Consider the following 20,470-nt stretch of genomic DNA (forward strand, 5'->3'; position numbering starts at 1 on the left):
GGATCCGACCACGACACACAACGAGGCCCTGATGTCAGACGAGATGAAGCTGCGCGACTATCTCAAGCGGGTCACGGCCGATCTGCACAGCACGAAGCAGCGGCTCCGGAGCATCGAGTCGGCGGATCGCGAGCCGATCGCGATCGTGGGCATGTCGTGCCGGCTGCCGGGCGGTGTGGTGTCCCCCGAGGGGCTGTGGGATCTGGTCACGGCCGGCGGGGACGGGGTGACGGACTTCCCCGACGACCGCGGCTGGGACGTGAGCTGGGACGGGGTGTCCGGGACCGGCGGCTTCGTCGCCGGTGCCGGTGACTTCGATGCGGGGCTCTTCGGCATCTCGCCGCGTGAGGCGCTGGCGATGGACCCGCAGCAGCGGCTGCTGCTGGAGGCGGCGTGGGAGGCGTTCGAGTCCGCGGGGCTGGACCCGATGTCGCTGCGCGGTTCGTCGACCGGCGTGTACGCGGGGCAGATGTATCACGACTACGCGTCGAGCATGAGCGTGGTGCCGGAGGGCGTGGAAGCCTTCCTGGGCACCGGCAACGCGGGAAGCGTGCTGTCGGGCCGGGTGGCCTACACCTTCGGGCTCGAGGGTCCGGCGGTGACGCTGGACACGGCATGCTCGTCCTCGCTGGTCGCGCTGCACCTGGCCGCGCAGGCGCTGCGGTCGCGTGAGTGTGATCTGGCGGTGGCCGGCGGTGTGACCGTGCTGTCCACGCCGGCGGTCTTCGTGGACTTCGCGCAGCAGGGCGGGCTGGCGTCGGACGGGCGCTGCAAGTCGTTCGCCGCGGCGGCGGACGGCACGGGCTGGTCCGAGGGCGCGGCGGTCCTGGTCGTGGAACGGCTCTCCGACGCGCGGCGCAACGGGCACCGTGTGCTCGCCTTGGTGCGGGGTACCGCGGTCAACCAGGACGGTGCGTCGAACGGTCTGACCGCCCCGAACGGTCCCTCCCAGCGGCGGGTGATCGAGCAGGCGCTGGCCAACGCCCGGCTGACGGGCGCGGATGTCGACGTGGTGGAGGCGCACGGCACCGGGACCCGGCTCGGGGACCCGATCGAGGCGCAGGCGCTGCTGGCCACGTACGGCCAGGAGCGCGGCGAGGCCGACGAGCCGCTCTGGCTGGGGTCGGTGAAGTCGAACATCGGGCACACCCAGGCCGCCGCCGGTGCGGCGGGTGTGATCAAGATGGTCATGGCGCTGCGGCACGGTCTGATGCCGGCCACGCTGCACGTCGACGAGCCGTCCCCGCAGGTGGACTGGTCGGCGGGTGCGGTGGAGCTGCTGACGGAGGCGCGTCCCTGGCCCGAGTCGGACCGCCCGCGCCGCGCGGCGGTGTCCTCGTTCGGCATCAGCGGCACCAACGCGCACGTCATCCTGGAGCAGGCTCCCGAGGGTGCCGAGGACACGGAACCGGCGCGAGCGGTGCGGCCGGGAACGGTGCCGTGGCTGGTCTCGGCGAAGACCTCGGAAGGCCTCGGGGAACAGGTCCAGAACCTGCGCGCGTTCACCGCCGGACGCCCCGGCCTCGACGCGGTGGACGTCGGCTGGTCCACGGCGACGACGAGGGCCGCGCTGGAGCACCGCGCGGTGCTCACGGGCCCCGGCGCCGAGCAGACGGCCTCCGGTGTCGTCAGCGCCGGCCGGCTGGCGATGCTGTTCACCGGCCAGGGCTCCCAGCGTGCCGGCATGGGACTCGAACTGTACGCGGCCTTCCCGGTGTTCGCGGGTGCGTTCGACGCGGTGTGCGCGCGGCTCGACGCGCGTCTGGAGCGTCCGCTGCGCGAGGTCCTGAGCGACGGCGCCGACCTCGACCACACCGTGTGGGCGCAGGCGGGGCTGTTCGCCGTCGAGGTCGCACTGTTCCGGCTGGCCGAGTCCTGGGGTGTGGTTCCGGACGTCCTGCTGGGCCATTCCCTGGGCGAGATCACCGCCGCGCATGTGGGCGGCATCCTGTCCCTGGACGACGCCTGCACGCTGGTGGCCGAGCGGGGCCGGCTGATGCAGGCGCTGCCCGCGGGCGGCGGCATGCTCGCCGTGCAGGCGACCGAGGCCGAGGTCGCCGACTCCGGTCTGGACGTCGCCGCCGTGAACGGCCCGGCCTCGGTGGTGCTGTCCGGCGACGTGGAGGCGATCGAGCGGTACGCCGCCCGATGCGCCGAGCAGGGACGCCGGTTCACCGTCCTGTCGGTGTCGCACGCCTTCCACTCCGCGCTGATGGAACCGATGCTGGACACGTTCGCGGCCGTCCTGGACGGGCTTTCCTTCAACCCGGCCCGGATCCCGGTGGTCTCCAACCTGACCGGCGCCGTGGCGGAACCCGGGCTGATGCAGCGTCCGGAGTACTGGCTGGAGCAGGTGCGGCGGACCGTGCGCTTCGGCGACGGTGTCGCGGCGCTGGAGTCCCTGGGCGTGACACGGTGCCTGGAGCTGGGCCCGGACGGTGTGCTGTCCGGGCTGGCGCGCGAGACCGCCGGGGAAGCCGTGCTCGTGCCGATGCTGCGCAAGGGCCGGGACGAGACCGCCTGCGCGATCAACGCCGTCGGACGGCTCTGGACGGTCGGCGTCGAGGTCGACTGGGCCGGGGTCTTCGCGGGCTGGGGCGCACGCGTCGTCGACCTGCCGGCCTACGCGTTCCAGCGGGACCGGTACTGGCCCGAGCCGGGGGTCGCCGGGCTCGACCGCGCCGATGACGAGGACTCGGCGTTCTGGGACGCGGTGGAGCGGGGGGACCTGCGGGAGCTGGCGGGCCTCGAGTCCGCGCTGCCGGCGCTGACCTCGTGGCGGCGGCAGCGGCGGGAGCAGGCGGCCGTGGACTCGTGGCGCTACCAGATCGTGTGGAAGCGGCTCGCGAGACCGGCTCCGGCCCCGCTTCCGGGCACCTGGGTGGTGTGCGGGCGCGCGGACGACAACGTCGTCGCCGCCCTGGGCGCCGCCGGCGCGACAGTGGTGAACGCGCCCGTCGACGAGGCGGCCTCCGTGCCGGACGTCGCCGGAGTCGTGCTGGTCGCCGACGGCTGGGCGGACGTCCTGGCCTCGGTGCACGCGTCGCGTGATCTCGCCGCGCCGCTGTGGGTGCTGACCCGGGGCGCGGTCCGCGTCGACGCGTCGGACCGGCCCGCGGACCCCTCGCAGGCGACCGTATGGGGAATGGGGCGTGTCGCCGCCCTGGAACTTCCGCACCGGTGGGGCGGTCTCATCGATCTGCCCGCCGAGTGGGGCGACCGGACGGGCGCCCTGCTCACCGGTGTCCTGGCCGGCCGGGACGGCGAGGACCAGGTCGCTGTGCGCGGGCAGGGCGTCCACGGGCGCCGGCTGGTGCGGGCCACTCCGGCACGCCGGACCGCTCCCGAGTGGAGCCCCGGCGGCACGGTCCTGATCACCGGCGGGACCGGCGGGCTGGGCGTGACGGTGGCCCGCTGGCTGGCCGGGCGCGGCGCCCCGCACCTGGTGCTGACCAGCCGCCGCGGCGTGGCGCCCGACGGTCTGGTGGAGGAGCTGGCCGCGCTCGGCACCCGGGTCACCGTGGCCGCGTGCGATGTCGCCGACCGGGACGCCCTCGGCAAGGTCATCGCCGGCATTCCCGGGCAGTGGCCCCTCTGCGGTGTCGTCCACGCGGCCGGGATCGACGACCCCGGAACGCTGGAGCGGACCGGCTCCGAGGCGGTGGCACGGGTGATGCGGAGCAAGGTCGACGGAACGGTGCTGCTGGACGAGCTCACCCGGGAGCTGCCGCTCGACCAGTTCGTGGTCTTCTCGTCCATCGCCGCGACCTGGGGCGGCGGCGGTCAGGGCGCCTACGCGGCCGGCAACGCGTTCCTGGACGCATGGGCGCAGAGCCGCCGTGACCGGGGTCTGCCGGGCACGTCGATCGCCTGGGGGCCGTGGGCCGAGGCCGGTATGGCGGTCCAGGGCGAAGCCGGGGACCTGCTGCGCCGGCAGGGGCTGTCGCCGATGAGCCCGGAGCTGGCCGTGCGTGCGCTGGCGCAGGCGATCGAGCAGGAGCACACCTGCGTGACCGTCGCGGACGTGAACTGGACCCGGTTCGCCGCGGCGTTCACCCTGCTGCGGCCGAGTCCGCTGCTGTCCGACCTTCCGGAGGCCGCGGAGGCGGCGAACCCCGGAGCCAACACCGGCGGCGGTTCGGGCGCCGGCGGCGCCGGCCTCCGTGACCTGCTCGCCGGCTTCCCCGTCGCCGAGCACCAGCGGATCCTCCTCGACCTGGTGCAGACCGCGGTCGCGAACGTCCTGCAGTACCCCGACCCCCAGGCGGTCGACCCGGGACGGGCGTTCAAGGACCTGGGGTTCACGTCGCTCACCGCGGTGGAGCTGCGCGACCTCCTGGTCGAACGGACCGGGCTGAGGCTTCCCGCGACCCTGGTGTTCGACTATCCGGTGCCGCTGGCGCTGGCGCAGTACCTCATCGGTCAGCTGCTCGGCGAGGCCGACCACTCCCCCACGACGACGTCCCCGTCCGCACACGCCGATCCCGGGGAGCCACTGGCGATCGTCGGCATGGCGTGCCGGTACCCCGGCGGCGTGACCTCCCCGGAGGAGCTGTGGCGGCTGGTCGCCGACGGGCAGGACGGCATCTCGCCGTTCCCCCTCGACCGCGGCTGGCCCACCGACGTACCCAGCGGCATCGTCGAACTGGGCGGCTTCATGCCCGGCGTGGCCGACTTCGACGCCGCGTTGTTCGGGATCTCGCCGCGTGAGGCGCTGGCGATGGACCCGCAGCAGCGGCTGCTGCTGGAGGCCGCCTGGGAGACGTTCGAGTCGGCCGGAATGGACCCACGGTCGCTGCGCGGCCGGAACGTGGGCGTGTTCGCCGGCGCCGCCTCGTCCGGCTACGGCGCGGCGGGGATCCCTGGAGCCGAAGGTCACCTGATCACGGGTACCGCCGGCAGCGTCATCTCCGGCCGCCTCTCCTACTCCTTCGGGCTGGAGGGCCCGGCGGTGACGGTGGACACCGCGTGCTCGTCGTCGCTGGTGGCCCTGCACCTGGCCACCCAGGCGCTGCGGTCGGGTGAGTGCGACATGGCGCTGGCCGGTGGTGTGACGGTGATGGCCACACCGGGCGCGTTCATCGAGTTCGACCGGCAGGACGGGCTGGCCGGCGACGGCCGGTGCAAGGCGTTCTCCTCGGCGGCCGACGGGACCGGCTGGTCCGAGGGCGTCGGCCTGGTGATGCTGGAGCGGTTGTCGGACGCGGAGCGCAACGGGCACACGATCCTCGCGGTGGTGCGGGGCAGCGCGATCAACCAGGACGGTGCGTCGAACGGTCTGACCGCGCCGAACGGGCCCTCGCAGCAGCGGGTGATCCGCCAGGCGCTGGCCAATGCCCGGCTGACGGGTGCGGACGTGGATGTCGTGGAGGCGCACGGCACCGGTACGCGTCTCGGGGATCCGATCGAGGCGCAGGCGCTGCTGGCGACCTACGGCCGCGAACGCGGTGAGGCCGGTGAGCCGTTGTGGCTGGGCTCGGTGAAGTCCAACATCGGCCACGCCCAGTCCGCCGCGGGTGTCGCGGGTGTGATCAAGATGGTGATGGCGCTGCGGCACGGGATGCTGCCGGCGACGTTGCACGTGGACGAGCCGTCGGCGGAGGTGGACTGGTCGGCGGGTGCGGTGGAGCTGCTGACCGAGGCGCGGGCCTGGCCCGCGGTGGAGCGTCCGCGGCGTGCGGCGGTGTCCTCGTTCGGCATGTCGGGCACGAACGCGCACGTGATCCTGGAGCAGGCCCCGCAGCCGGAGGCCTCGGTCTCTCCTGTTTCGGATTCTGGTGTGTCGGCGTGGGTGGTGTCGGCGAAGTCCGAGGCCGCGCTGCGGGCGCAGGTGGAGCGGCTGGCCTCGTTCGTCGCGGAGCGTCCCGGGCTGGACCCGGTGGACGTGGGCTGGTCGCTGGCGACGACGCGGGCCGCGCTGGAGCACCGTGCGGTGGTCGTGGGGGAGGGCCGGGAGGAGCTGCTGGCCGGGCTGTCCGTGGCCACCTCGGCCGTTGCGGGTGCCGGTGGTGTGGTGTTCGTGTTCCCGGGTCAGGGCTCGCAGTGGGTGGGCATGGCGCGGGAGTTGTGGGATGCCTCGCCGGTGTTCCGGGAGCGGCTGACCGAGTGCGAGACCGCGCTGGCCCCGTTTGTGGACTGGTCGCTGACCGATGTGCTGCTGCGGGACGGGGACCTGGACCGGGTGGATGTGGTCCAGCCGGTGCTGTGGGCGGTGATGGTCGCCCTGGCGGAGGTGTGGCGTTCGGCGGGTGTGGTGCCGTCCGCGGTGGTGGGGCACTCGCAGGGTGAGATCGCCGCGGCGTGTGTGGCGGGCCGGCTGTCGCTGGAGGACGCGGCGCGGGTGGTGGCGCTGCGCTCGCAGGCCTTGGTGGCGGTGGCCGGGGGCGGGGGCATGGTGTCCGTGGCGGCCGGCCGGGAAGCGGTCGAGGGCCTGCTGCCGGGCACGGTGTCGGTGGCCGCGGTGAACGGTCCGTCCTCCACCGTGGTCTCCGGCGACGCCGAGTCCCTCGACTCGTTCATGGCCGCGTGCGAACGCCAGGGCATCCGCACGCGCCGCGTTCCGGTGGACTACGCGTCGCACTCGCCGGAGATGGACCGGCTCCGGGAGCGGATCCTGGCCGACCTGGCCGACCTGTCCCCGGCCACCGGCACGGTTCCGATGATCTCCACCCTGACCGGCGAGAGCGTCGACGGTGGACTGGACGCCCGGTACTGGTTCGACAACCTGCGCTCCACCGTCGAGTTCGAGACCGCGGTCCGTGCCCTCCTCGGACAGGGGATGCGCACCTTCGTCGAGGTCAGCGCCCACCCGGTACTCACGGTGGGCATCGAGGAGACCATCGACGCGACCGGGGCCGACGCCGTGGTGCTGGGCACCCTGCGACGCGGTGAGGGCGGCATGCGCCGCCTGCTGACCAGCCTCGGCGAGGCGTGGAAGGCGGGTGTCGACGTCAACTGGCGGGCGGTGCTCACCGGCCGGCAGGTCGCTTTGCCGACCTACGCGTTCCAGCACCAGCGGTACTGGCTGGACGTCCCGTCGCTGCCCGCCCAGGCCGCGGGCGGGGTGGTGGACCCGGTCGAGTCGCGGTTCTGGGATGCCGTGGAGCGTGGTGACCTCGATGAACTCGCGGGCACGCTGCAGCTGTCGGAGGCCCCGCAGTTGCTGGGGTCGGTGGTTCCGGCGCTGGCGTCGTGGCGCCGGGAGCGGCGGCAGCGGTCCGTGATCGACACCTGGCGCTACCAGGTCGCCTGGAGGCCGCTCGCCGGTCTCCCGACGGCCGCCGCGCTGTCGGGCACCTGGCTGGTGGTGGGCGACGGTGCTGCGGAGGTGGCCGGGGCGTTGACCGGGGCGGGTGCCGTCGTGGCGGGCCTGTCGGTGGACGGGGTCGTGGACCGTGCGGGCCTGGCCGCGGCGGTCGCCGCCGTGCCGGATGTGTGCGGTGTGGTGCTGGCGGCCGGCGCGGGGACGGCCGACCGCACCGCCGCTGGGGTGGCGGATGAACTCACCCGGGTGACGGTGCTGTTGCAGGCGCTGGGTGATGCCGGGGTGGACGCGCCGTTGTGGGTGCTCACGCGGGGTGCAATCGCCGTGGGTGCGTCGGACCGGGTGCTGGATCCGGTGCAGGCCGCGGTGTGGGGTCTGGGCCGGGTCGCGGCGCTGGAGTTCCCGCAGCGCTGGGGCGGCCTGATCGACCTGCCCGAGACCCTGGACACTCGTGCGTCCGGCCGCCTCGCGGCCGTCCTGGCCACCGGTGACGGTGAGGACCAGACCGCCGTGCGTGGCTCCGGTGTCTACGGCCGGCGCCTGGTCCGGGCAGCGGCGACCGATGCGGTGGGCGAGGGATGGCAGCCCTCGGGCACCGTGCTGGTCACCGGTGGTACCGGGGCGCTGGGCGCCGAGGTGGCGCGCTGGCTGGCGGGCCGGGGTGTGCCGCATCTGCTGCTGACCAGCCGCCGCGGCATCGCCCCGGACGGCCTGGTCGAGGAACTCGCCGCACTGGGTGCCCGGGTGACCGTGGCCGCGTGCGATGTCGCCGACCGGGATGGGCTGGCCGAGGTCATCGCCGGTGTTCCGGCAGATGTTCCGCTCACCGGTGTGGTGCATGCGGCCGGTGTCGGGGACGCGCAGCTGCTGGAGGCCGCCGACCGGGACACCACGGCGGCGGTGATCGGCGCGAAGATCGACGGGGTCGCCCACCTGGAGGCCCTGACCACCCATCTTCCGCTCGACCTGTTCGTCGTCTTCTCCTCCGGCGCCGCGGTGTGGGGCGGTGCGGGTCAGGGCGCCTACGCCGCGGCGAACGCGTTCCTCGACGCCTGGGCCGCCGGGCGCCGTGACCGCGGCCTGCCCGCCACGTCCGTGGCCTGGGGCCCCTGGGACGGTGCCGGCATGGCCGTCCAGGGCGAGACCCAGCAGCTCCTGCGCCGACGCGGCATGGCCCCGATGAACCCCGAACTCGCCGTGCGCACCCTCGCGGCAGCCGTCGACGCCGGCGAGTCGGGACTGACCGTCGCCGACATCGACTGGCCCACGTTCACGGCCTCGTTCACCGCCATCCGCCCCAGCCGGCTCCTCGCCGACCTGCCCGAAGCAGTCAGCGCGCCGGAGGCCTCGGCATCGTTCGAGGAGGACGGCGGTGCGGCCGGTCTGCGCCGGCAGCTCGCAGGGACAGCGGCCGCGCAGCGCCGGCAGGTGGTGCTGGACGTCGTGCGCACCCACGCCGCGGCCGTCCTCGGGCACGCGGACGGGGAGTCCGTGGAAGCCGGCCGGGCCTTCCGCGACCTCGGCTTCGACTCCCTGATGGCGGTCGAGGTCCGCAACCGTCTCCAGTCGGTCACCGGACTCAGGCTGCCCGCCACCCTCGTCTTCGACCACCCCACCCCCCTGGTCCTGACCGACTTCCTCCTCACCGAACTCTCCGACACCGAAGCGGGGACGCCGTCGCAGGCCCGGCCGGTGGCGGTGGCCGTGGACGAGCCGGTCGCGATCGTCGGCATGGCCTGCCGCTTCCCCGGCTCGGTGACCTCGGCCCAGTCCCTGTGGGACCTGGTCGCCGACGCGGGCGACGCGGTGGGGCCGTTCCCCACCGACCGTGGCTGGCCCGCGGGCATCGCCGGCCGGGGCGCGTTCCTCGACCACGCCGACGCGTTCGACGCCGACCTGTTCGGCATCAGCCCCCGCGAAGCCCTCGCCATGGACCCCCAGCAACGCCTGCTGCTGGAAACCGCCTGGGAAGCCTTCGAGTCCGCCGCCCTCGACCCGGCCGGACTGCGCGGCACCGCCACCGGCGTATTCGTCGGCGGCACCACCTCCGGCTACGGCACCGGCACCCAGATCCCGCAGGGCGCCGAAGGCCACCTGCTCACCGGCAACGCGACCAGCGTCATGTCCGGCCGCGTCTCCTACGCCTTCGGCCTCGAAGGCCCCGCCGTCACCGTCGACACCGCCTGCTCCTCCTCCCTGGTCGCCCTGCACCTGGCGGCGCAGGCCCTGCGGACCGGCGAGTGCGACCTGGCCCTGGCCGGCGGCGTCACCGTCATGGCCAACCCCGGCGTGTTCGCCGAGTTCGACCGCCAGGGCGGACTGGCCTCCGACGGCCGCTGCAAAGCCTTCGCCGATTCCTCCGACGGCATGGGCTGGGGCGAGGGCGTCGGCCTGCTGCTGGTCGAACGCCTCTCGGACGCAGAACGTCGCGGACACCGCGTGCTCGCCGTGGTGCGGGGCAGCGCGATCAACCAGGACGGCGCCTCCAACGGCCTGTCGGCGCCGAACGGGCCCGCGCAGCAGCGGGTCATCAGCCAGGCGCTGGCCAACGCCGACCTGACCGGTGCGGACATCGACGTGGTCGAGGCCCACGGCACCGGCACCCGCCTCGGCGACCCGATCGAGGCCCAGGCACTGCTGGCGACCTACGGCCAGGACCGCGCCGGCAGGGAGCCGTTGTGGATCGGCTCGGTCAAGTCGAACATCGCCCACACCCAGGCCGCCGCCGGCGTCGCCGGCGTCATCAAGATGGTCATGGCCCTGCGCCACGGCCTGCTGCCCGCCACCCTCCACATCGACGAACCCACCACCCAGGTCGACTGGACCGCCGGTGCGGTGGAGCTGCTCACCGAGCAGCGCGCGTGGCCTGCGGTGGACCGTCCGCGCCGCGCCGCCGTCTCCTCGTTCGGCATCAGCGGCACCAACGCCCACATCATCCTCGAACAGGCACCCGCGCCCGAGCCGGTCTCGGATGTGACGAAGCAGCAGACGCCCAGCCTGGTGCCGTGGCTCGTCTCGGCCAAGTCCGACACCGCCCTGCGCGCACAGATCGCAAGCCTCAGATCGTTCGTCGCCGACCAGCCCGAACTGGACCCGGTCGACGTGGCCTGGTCGCTCGCCACCACACGGACCGCACTGGAGCACCGTGCGGTGCTCCACGGCGACGCCACCCTCAGCAGCGGTGTCGCAGGCGAAGGCAAGACGGCGTTCCTGTTCACCGGCCAGGGCTCCCAGCGCGCCGGCATGGGCCTGGGGCTCTACCAGGCGTTCCCCGTCTACGCCGAGGCCTTCGACGCCGTCTGCGCCCGCCTCGACGTCCGCCTGGAGCGGCCGCTGCGCGAGGTCCTGACCGACGGCATCGACCTCGACCACACGATGTGGGCACAGGCCGGCCTCTTCGCCCTCGAAGTCGCCCTCTACCGCCTGATCGAAGCGTGGGGCATCACCCCCGACGTGCTCCTCGGCCACTCCCTCGGGGAGATCAGCGCCGCGCACGTCGCGGGCATCCTCGACCTCGACGACGCGTGCGTGCTGGTGGCCGAGCGCGGCCGCCTCATGCAGGCGCTGCCCGCGGGCGGCGGCATGCTCGCCGTCCAGGCCACCGAGGCCGACGTCGCCGACTCCGGCCTCGACATCGCCGCCGTCAACGGCCCCAACTCCGTCGTCCTCTCCGGCACCACCGAAGCCATCGCACACTACGCCGCCCAGTGCGCCGAGCGCGGCTGGAAGTCCACCGTCCTGTCGGTGTCGCACGCCTTCCACTCGGCCCTGATGGAACCGATGCTGGACGCGTTCACGGCGGTGCTGGACGGCCTCACGTTCCACCCGGCCCGGATCCCGGTGGTGTCGAACCTGACGGGTGCGGTGGCCGAGCCGGGTGCCATGCAGCAGCCGGGGTACTGGCTGCACCAGGTCCGCCAGGCGGTCCGTTTCGCGGACGGTGTGGCGGCGCTCGACGCGATGGGCGTGACCCGCTATCTGGAGCTGGGCCCGGACGGTGTGCTGTCCGGCATGGCCCAGGACACCGCCAGCGGTGCCGTGTTCGTCCCCGTGCTGCGCAAGGACCGCGACGAGGCCGGCACCGCGCTGACCGCCGTGAGCCGCCTGTGGACCTGCGGCGCGGAGGTCGGCTGGCGCGCGGTGTTCGCCGGCTGGGGCGGCCGGACGGTCGACCTGCCCACCTACCCCTTCCAGCGACAGCGGTACTGGCCCGAGCCGATCGCCGCACCCACCGGCGGCGAGGTGGCCGAGACCGGATTCTGGGACGCGGTCGAACGCGAAGACCTCCAGCAACTGGCCACCGAACTCGAACTCACCGAACCCCCGGCCTCCCTGGGCCAGGTCCTGCCCGTGCTCGCCACCTGGCGACGCCGCCGACGCGAACGCTCCGTGATCGACTCCTGGCGCTACCAGGTCGCCTGGAAACCCCTCACCACCCTCCCCACCACACCCACCCTCACCGGCACATGGATCCTCGCCACCACCGGCGACCCCACCACCACCGCCACCGTCGCCACCATCACGGCCGCTCTCACCGGAGCCGGTGCCACCGTCCTCACCCTCCCCCTCGACACCCCCCACGACAACGCCACGGCCACCCGCCACGAACGGAAAGCGGCACTCGAACACCTCGCCGCCCAGGCCCCCGACCTGTCCGGCATCCTGCTCCTCGCCGACACCCTCACCAGCCGGCCCGCACACGACGGCATCCCCGCACCCCTCGCCGGCGTGCTGACCCTGCTCCAGGCACTCACCGACACCCACCTCACCGCCCCCCTGTGGGTGACCACCCGCGGCGCCGTGTCCACCACGGCATCGGACCCGCTGACCAACCCGGCCCAGGCCACCATCTGGGGCATGGGCCGCGTCGCCGCACTCGAGGCACCCCACGTCTGGGGCGGCCTCATCGACCTCCCCGCAACAACCGACACCCACCCCACAACCGACACGAACACGGCCGCCCGCCTCGTCGGCGTCCTCGCCGACGGCCGCGAGGACCAGGTCGCCGTCCGCGACTTCGGGGTCCACGGCCGGCGCGTCCTGCACGCCCCGCCCACCACACCGCCCACCACCCCGTGGACCCCCACCGGCACCGTCCTGATCACCGGCGGCACCGGCGCCCTCGGCACCGTCGTGGCCCGCTGGCTCGCCCACCGCGGCACCCCCCACCTGGTCCTCACCAGCCGCAGCGGCAACGCCCCCGACGGCCTGACCGAGGAACTCGCCCGCCTCGGCACCCAGGTCACCGTCGCCGCCTGCGACGTCACCGACCGCGACGCCCTCACCGAAGTCATCGCCCGCATCCCCACCCACACACCACTGACCGGCATCGTGCACGCCGCCGGCGTCGGGAACTCGGCAGGGCTGGAGCAGACCACCGCCGCGGCGTTCGCGGACGCGGTGCGGGCCAAGGTCGAGGGCACGGTCCTGCTGGACGAACTGACATCGGGCCTGCGGATCGACCTCTTCGTCGTCTTCTCGTCGATCGCCGCCACCTGGGGCAGCGGCGGCCAGGCCGCCTACGCGGCCGGCAACGCCTTCCTCGACGCCTGGATCCGGCACCGCCACGACCGCGGACTCCCCGGCACATCCGTGGCCTGGGGCCCCTGGGCCGAGGTGGGCATGGCCACGATGGGTGGGATGGAGGCCTATCTGCGGCGGCACGGGCTGCACACGATGGATCCGGAGCTCGCGATGCGGGCACTGGCCCAGGCGATCGACGGAAAATTGGACACGCTGACGGTGGCCGACGTCGACTGGCCCACCTTCCTGCCCGCCTTCACCTCGGCACGGCGCAGTGCGCTGCTCGGCGACCTGCCCGAGGCGGCCGCCCTGGCCGACACCGCCCCGGGCGGCGCTCCCGGCGCGGAGTCGCCGCTGCGCGAGAAGCTGATGGCCGTTTCCGAGGTCCGGCGGCAGGAGATGCTGCTGGCCCTGGTGCGGGAGCAGGCTTCGAGCGTGCTGGGGCACTCCGGCGCGGAGGCGGTCGAGCCCGGGCGGGCGTTCCGTGATCTGGGCTTCGACTCGCTGATGGCGGTCGAACTGCGCAACCTGCTGGCCACGGGAACCGGGCTCGCCCTGCCCGCGACGCTGGCGTTCGACTACCCCACGTCGCAGGTGCTGGCGGAGTACCTCCAGGCCCAGCTCCTCGGTGCCGACCAGCCCGCGGAACCGGCGTGGACGCGGACGGACGCGGCCGACGAACCGTTGGCGATCGTGGGCATGGCCTGCCGCTATCCCGGCGGTGTGACGTCGCCGGACGAGCTGTGGGACCTGGTCGCCGGCGGGGCGGATGGCATGTCGGTGTTCCCGGCGGACCGCGGCTGGCCGGTGGAGGTGTCCGGGTTCGCGGGCGGCCTGGGCGGTTTCGTCCATGACGCGGCCGGGTTCGACGCGGGCCTCTTCGGGATCTCGCCGCGTGAGGCGCTGGCGATGGACCCGCAGCAGCGGCTGCTGCTGGAGGCCGCGTGGGAGACGTTCGAGTCGGCGGGAATGGACCCGCAGTCGCTGCGGGGCCGCAGCGTCGGGGTGTTCGCCGGCGCGTCCTCGTCCGGATACGGAGCCGCGGGGGTGCCGGGTACGGAAGGCCATCTGCTGACCGGTACCGCGGGCAGCGTCATCTCCGGCCGTCTCTCCTACACGTTCGGCCTGGAGGGCCCGGCGGTGACGGTGGACACGGCGTGTTCGTCGTCGCTGGTGGCGATGCACCTGGCCGCCCGGGCCCTGCGGGGGGGCGAGTGCGACATGGCGTTGGCCGGTGGTGTGACCGTGATGGCGACGCCGGGCGCGTTCATCGAGTTCGACCGGCAGGACGGGCTCGCGACGGACGGCCGGTGCAAGTCGTTCGCCGCCGCGGCCGACGGGACCGGCTGGGCCGAGGGCGTCGGTCTGGTGATACTGGAGCGGCTCTCCGACGCCCGGCGTCATGGGCATCAGGTGCTGGCGGTCGTGCGCGGCAGTGCGATCAACCAGGACGGCGCGTCCAACGGTCTGACGGCGCCGAACGGGCCGTCCCAGCAGCGGGTGATCCAGCAGGCGCTGGCGGACGCCCGGCTGACCGGCGCCGACATCGACACGGTGGAGGCCCACGGCACCGGGACGCGGCTGGGTGACCCGATCGAGGCAGGGGCGCTGCTGGCCACGTACGGCCAGGGCCGTGACGAGGCGGGTCCGTTGTGGCTGGGCTCGGTGAAGTCGAACATCGGTCACACGCAGGCCGCCGCGGGTGTCGCGGGCGTGATCAAGATGGTCATGGCGCTGCGGCACGGCGTGCTGCCCGCCACGCTGCACGTGGACGAGCCGTCGCCGCAGGTGGACTGGTCCGCCGGTGCGGTGGAACTGCTGACGGAGTCGCGTCCCTGGCCCGAGGCCGGTGATCGTCCCCGGCGTGCGGCGGTGTCCTCCTTCGGGATGTCCGGGACGAACGCCCACGTGATCCTGGAGCAGGCCCCGGAGCCGGACGAGGTCCCGGAGCAGGCGGGTCCGGGTGTGTCCGGCGGTCCCGGTGTGCTGTCGCCGGGTGCGGGTGTGTCGGCGTGGGTGGTGTCGGCGAGGTCCGCTGAGGCGTTGCGGGCACAGGCGGAGCGGTTGCGGTCGTTCGTGGCCGAACAGCCCGCCCAGGACGCGGCGGACATCGCGGACGTGGGTTGGTCGCTCGCGACGGGCCGGGCCGCGCTCAAGCATCGTGCCGTGGTCGTGGGCGAGGGCCCGGAGGAGTTGCTGGCCGGTCTGTCCGGGGTCGCCTCGGGGGTCGGTGCGGTGTCCGCGGGCGCCGTGGGTTCCTCGGGCGGCGTGGTGTTCGTGTTCCCGGGCGGAGGCCCCCAGTGGGTGGGCATGGCACGGGAGTTGTGGGAGACCTCGCCGGTCTTCCGGGAGCGGATGGCCGAGTGCGAGACCGCGCTCGCCCCGTATGTGGACTGGTCGCTGAGCGAGGTCCTGCTGCGGGACGGGGACCTGGAGCCGGTGGACGTGGTCCAGCCGGTGCTGTGGGCGGTGATGGTCGCCCTGGCGGAGGTGTGGCGGGCGGCGGGTGTGGTGCCGTCCGTGGTGGTGGGTCACTCGCAGGGTGAGATCGCCGCGGCGTGTGTGGCGGGACGGCTGTCGTTGGACGACGGTGCGCGGGTGGCGGCGCTGCGGTCGCGGATCCTGGCCTCGGTGGCCGGCCGCGGCGGGATGGTGTCGCTGGCAGCGGGCAGGGAGGTCGTCGCGGATCTGGTGTCGGGCAGGGCGGGAGTGTCGATCGGGGCCGTGAACGGCCCCTCGTCCACCGTCGTGTCCGGGGAGAACGGTGCCCTTGAGGAACTGACGGCCGAGTGCGAGCGGCGGGGGATCCGTGCGCGACCGATCGTCATGGGCTACGCCTCGCACTCCGTGTGGATGGAGGAGCTGCGGGAGCGTGTCCTGACGGACCTGGCGGGGCTGTCCCCGGCCGGTGACGGCACGGTGACGATGTTCTCCACGCTCACCGGCCGTCTGCTGGAGAGCCGCCTGGACGCGCAGTACTGGTACGACAACCTGCGCTCCCCTGTCGAGTTCGAGGACACGGTCCGCAATCTGCTGGAGCAGGGGATGCGTACCTTCATCGAGGTGAGCCCGCACCCGGTTCTCACGGTCGGCGTCCAGGAGACCCTCGACGCGGCGGACGTGCAGGCCGCGGTGCTCGGCACACTGCGGCGTGGCGAGGGCGGGCCGCGCCGACTGCTGGCCTCCCTGGGCGAGGCGTGGAAGGCCGGCGTCGACGTCGACTGGCCCGCCGTGCTCACCGGCCGTCGCACCCCGCTCCCGACGTACGCCTTCCAGCGCGAACGGTACTGGCCGGAGCCGCCGGTGACGGCCGCCGGCGATGTGGTGGACGCCGCGTTCTGGGACGCCGTGGAGCGCGGGGATCTGACGGAGCTGCCCGGACTCGAATCCGCGCTGCCCGCCCTGTCCGCGTGGCGGCAGCGCCGGCAGCAGCGTTCGCTGCTCGACTCGTGGCGGTACCGGGTCGTGTGGAAGCCGGTCGCCGATCTGCCCGTCCCCGCGGGCCCCCCCGGTACCTGGCTTCTCGTCACGCGGGCGGACGACCCGGGGGCCGGGTTCGCCGCCGCCCTGGCCGACGCCGGTGCGACCGTGCTGCGCTTGCCCGTCGACGGGTCGCACATGACACGGCACGGTCTCGTGGAGCGGCTCAAGCACGCGCTCGCCGAATCCGACGGGCTCGCCGGGGTGGTGTCGCTGACGGCGCTCGGCGGGCACGCCGAAGGGGCGGACACCGAGGAGGCGGGCACCGGGGGGATGCGGGCCCGGGCCGCGGGCTTCGAGGGGACGCTGGAGCTGCTTCAGGCACTCCGGGACGCCGGTGTCGACGCCCCGCTGTGGTGTGTCACCTCGGGCGCGGTGTCGACCGGCGCGTCCGACCCGGTCCGCGATCCGGCGCAGGCGCTCCTGTGGGGTCTCGGGCGGGCGGTCGACCGCGCCGGCCCGGCCCGCTGGGGCGGTGTGATCGACCTGCCCGAGGAGCCGGCGGCCCGTCACTGGCCGATGTTCACCGCCGCGCTGCTGTCGGGACACGAGCAACTGGCTGTACGTAACGGCCAGTTGCGGGTACCGCGGCTGGTGCCGGACGTGTCGGATCCCGTGACCGACGGCGAGCCGGTCCGCTGGCCCGAGTCCGGCACGGTCCTGGTGACCGGCGGGACCGGCGGGACCGGGGCGGGAACGGCGCGTTGGCTCGCCGACCAGGGGGTGCGGCATCTGCTGCTCACCGGACGCGAGGGCGCGGCGGCTCGCGGTGTGACCGAGCTGGTCGCCGATCTGACCGGGCGTGGCGCGCGGGTCACGGTCGTGGACTGCGACCCGGCGGACCGTGCCGCGCTGGCCCGGGTACTCGCGGAGATTCCCGGCGAGCGGCCGCTGGCCGCTGTCGTGTACGCGCCCGAGATCGCCTCGGACTGCGAGCCGTCGGCCCTGACACCGGCCGGGTTCGGTGCGATCGACCGTGTCGTCGCCGGGGCCCTGCATCTGCACGAGCTGACCGCCGGTCTCGACCTGGCCGCGTTCGTGCTGCTGACCTCGGCCGACGGAGTCTGGGGAGACGCCCGGCAGGTGGCCCGTTCGGCGACCGGGGCCTACCTCGACGCCCTGGCCGCGTACCGGCGGGCGGGAGGAGCTTCCGCCGCCTCGGTGGCCTGGGGGCCGTGGACGGACCTCGCGGGCGGTGATGCGGACGAGCTGGAGTGGCTGCGGCAGAGCAGTCTGCGAGCGATGCCGCCGGAGATCGCGACCGGGGTGCTCGGACGGCTGCCGGCCGGGTCCGGTGTCGTCGTCGCCGATGTCGACTGGGCCCCGTTCGCCGCCGCGTACACGCGTGACCGTGCCCGGCGCCTGCTCGACGACCTGCCGGAGGTACGCCGCCTGCGCGGCATCGGCTCGGCGGCCGGCGGCGGCGCCGGTCCCGAGGATCTCCGTGAGCGGCTGGAGAGGCTGCCGCGTGCCGAGCGGCACCTGGCGGCCCTGGACCTGGTCCGGGCGCACACGGCAGCCGTGCTCGCCTATCCGGACGTGGAGAGCGTCGAACCGGACCGCGAGTTCCTCGAGTTGGGCATGAGCTCGCTGACGGCGATCGAGCTGCGCAACGCGCTGCAGGTCGTCACCGGTGCGGCACTGAGCAGTACGGTCGTGTTCGATCACGCGACTCCGGCCGCGCTGGCCGCGCATGTGCTGCACACGCTGCTCGGCCCCGACGCCGACGACGCGGGGGCGGGCACCGACGCCGGGCCGCGTGGCGGTGGGATCCTGCGGTCGCTGCTGCAGGAGGCGTCGCAGGAGGGCTCCTTGGTCAGGTTCATGGAGTTCCTCAGGGAGGCCGCGGGCTTCCGCCCGAAGTTCGAGGACCCCGACGAACTCGAGGTGGCGCCCGATCCGGTCTTCCTCGCCCGCGGTGAGGGACGGGTGCGCATCGTCGGCCAGTGCGGCACCTCCGCCGTGGCCGGGCCCCACGAGTTCGCCCGGTTCGCCTCGTCGTTCCGCGGGGAGCGCGATGTCATCGCCCTGCCGGTGCCCGGCTATCGGGACGGCGAACTGCTCGCGTCCGATCCGGACACGGCGCTGGCCTGGCAGGCGAAGGCCCTGCTGGACGTCGTGGGCGACGACCCGTTCGTGATCGTCGGGCACTCGGGCGGCGGCCTGCTCGCCCACGCGCTGGCCTACCGGCTGGAGCAGATGGGCGTCGTGGCGGCCGGTGTCGTCCTCGTCGACACCTATCCGCTGGACCAGCCGGTGTACGAGGAGTGGAAGGAGGAGTTCAACGACGGCATGTTCCAGCGCGAGGACCTGTACGTGCCCATGGACGACACCCGGCTCACCGCGCAGGCCTGGTACGGCGGGATGTTCACGTACTTCCAGCCCCGGGACATCCAGGCCCCGACACTCGTGCTGCGGGCGTCGGACCCGATCGCGGAGTGGAACCACGAGAGGGACTGGCGGGCGTCGTGGGACCTGCCCCACACGGCTGTCGACGTGCCCGGCAACCACTTCACGGTCATGCGCGAGCACGGCGGGACGACCGCGCTGGCGGTCAGCAGGTGGCTGGAGGAACTCGGCTGAGCGAGGTCGGCGGTGGGCCCCGGCCCACCGCCGGCCGGCCGGGCATCGGCCACCGCGCGACGGCGGTGGCGGGTCCACGCGGACCGCGCGGCGGCGCCGGGCCGGTCGTCGCGGGCCGTGCGGCAGCAGTGGGCCGGACGCGGAGGAGACGGACGGTGCCGGGCCGTGCATCGGCATCCGCATCCGCATCCGCATCCGCATCGGGGACGCGCGGGGCGGACCGGCCGTCTAGCGGCGGTACGTGACCCGCAGCGGGAGGCTCCTGAGTCCGAGGACGAAGCTGAAGCGGGTGTGCCACTGGAGGTCGTCCGTGGCGAACTCGATGGTCTCGTACCGCCGCAGGAGTTCGGTGAGGGCGATGGAGACCTCCGTCTTGCCCAGCATGGCGGCTATGCAGGCGTGCGGGCCCGAGCCGAAGGCGAGCGACCGCACCCCGGTACGGCGCACGTCCAGCCGGTCCGGGTCCTCGAACCTGGCCGGGTCGCGGTGCGCGGACCCGGTGATGCCCAGTACCGAGGAGCCCGCGGGGATGACGGTGCCGTCGAGGACCAGGTCGCCGCTGAGCTGCCGAGCGATGATCTGCACCGTGGCGTTGAAGCGGGCGAGTTCCTCGAAGGCGGGCTCGATGAGTTCGGGGTGCTCCCGCAGGATGCGCAACTGGTCCGGATGCGTGAGCAGCGCGTGGAGCGCGTTCCCGATGACGTTGACCGTGGTCTCGTGGCCGGCGTTGAACAGCAGCAGCACCTGGGCGATGACGTCCTCGTCGCTCAGCCCGTCGCCGTCGGCGTCCTTTCGCATCAGCAGGGAGAGGACGTCGTCGCCGGGGTGGCTGCGCCGGAGCTCCATCTGTTCCCGGACGTAGGCGCTGAACTGGGGTTCGGCCCGGTTCATCGCGATGCGCATCTGGGGGGTGATGAGGGGGTCGACGATGTTGGCGATGGCGTTCGTCCACTCCAGGCAGCGCTGGGCGTCCTCGATCGGGATGCCGAGCAGCCCGCAGACGACGGCGATCGGCAGCGGTGTGGCGAGCCCGCCGATCAGGTCGATCTCGCCCTCGCCCATGTCGTCGATCAGGCCGCTGACGATCCGGTGGATCTCCGGGCGCAGCCGCTCGACGGCGTTGGGGGTGAGTGCCCGGGCCACCAGGCGGCGCAGCCGCCGGTGCTCGGCGCCGTCCTTGACCACCATCCACCGCTGCATGCTGCGCATCGCGGGGGCGTCCCGGCCGCCTCGCAGGGCGACGAACAGGGGGTCCTGGGGAGTGGCCGCCGATGTCTGCGGAGCGCGCAGGAAGGCGTCGACGTCGGCATAGCGGGCGAGTGTCCAGAAACCGTGCGGTGAATGATGGATCGGCTCTTTTTCCCGCAGCCTTCGATAATAGGCGTACCGGTCGTTCATGAGGGCCGGGTCGGTCAGGTCGAAAAGACCTCGGGGATTGTCCACTTGTCGCCCAGCCAATCCGATCGGTAGCAGCGGAAAAAGCGTATGGGAAAGACGGGGGGCGTCAACCCCTACAAGTCCCCCCTAGAGTTCTGTGTGCATGTCCCCCCTACCGCTCAATGGGGTCCTGACCAGCAGGCAGGGGTTGGTCTCCGCATGCTCGGGTGACTAGCCTCCCCC

General features: G+C 73.6%; 2 protein-coding genes. One reads left to right on the forward strand and one right to left on the reverse strand.

Annotation, left to right across the window (positions count from 1 at the left end):
* Window positions 1–31: 31 nt before the first annotated feature.
* Complete coding sequence (locus AC6F7H_RS00690; protein ID WP_500754543.1) at window positions 32–18,850, forward strand: type I polyketide synthase; 18,819 nt, start codon at window positions 32–34, stop codon at window positions 18,848–18,850.
* Window positions 18,851–19,078: 228 nt separating this feature from the next.
* Here AC6F7H_RS00690 and AC6F7H_RS00695 read toward each other — a convergent pair whose 3' ends face one another.
* Entirely contained in the window at window positions 19,079–20,248 is a 1,170-nt protein-coding gene (locus tag AC6F7H_RS00695) for a cytochrome P450 (protein ID WP_500754544.1), read from the reverse strand.
* Between the last annotated feature and the right edge of the window lie 222 nt (window positions 20,249–20,470).

Source organism: Streptomyces sp. MMS24-W38, from assembly GCF_059889265.1.

Bases quoted from the DNA above. Each gene is read 5' to 3' on its own strand.
- AC6F7H_RS00690 (WP_500754543.1), top strand. From the start codon at position 32: ATGTCAGACGAGATGAAGCTGCGCGACTATCTCAAGCGGGTCACGGCC.
- AC6F7H_RS00695 (WP_500754544.1), bottom strand. From the start codon at position 20,248: ATGAACGACCGGTACGCCTATTATCGAAGGCTGCGGGAAAAAGAGCCG.